Consider the following 347-nt stretch of genomic DNA (forward strand, 5'->3'; position numbering starts at 1 on the left):
TATTTGGCGTTTACCGAGCCGCCGGCTCCGGCGCGGCCTGCGGCCCGGAAATATTGCCCATCCGAAGACGAGCTTGTCCCGTCATCCCAGATCGCCGCCATGGGATGAGCATGGTGCTCATTGATGATGGCAGCGCGGGCCGCGACATAATTGTCATCGCTGATGTGCCATTGGGCCACATTGACCAGATGGTGATAGCTGAGGCCGCGCGAGGCATCGGCCATGCGGGCCAGGCCAAGATTGGTGCCATCGGCCAGTACCGCCGCCAGTAAGGCGGCTTTGTCGGTGACGGGATTGCCGGTGCGCAGATGCACGAACCTGTCTGCGAACCCGGTCCAGGCATCGAC

The 347-nt window shown here is 62.8% G+C and carries 1 protein-coding gene; it reads right to left on the minus strand.

Annotated features, from left to right (window positions below; all coding sequences use genetic code 11):
- Positions 1-314: Tn3 family transposase (locus tag CKO35_RS17625; protein ID WP_338031829.1), on the minus strand; the 314-nt coding region annotated here is incomplete at its 3' end.
- Between the last annotated feature and the right edge of the window lie 33 nt (positions 315-347).

This window comes from Ectothiorhodospira shaposhnikovii (assembly GCF_016584105.1).
GTDB classification, from domain to species: domain Bacteria; phylum Pseudomonadota; class Gammaproteobacteria; order Ectothiorhodospirales; family Ectothiorhodospiraceae; genus Ectothiorhodospira; species Ectothiorhodospira shaposhnikovii.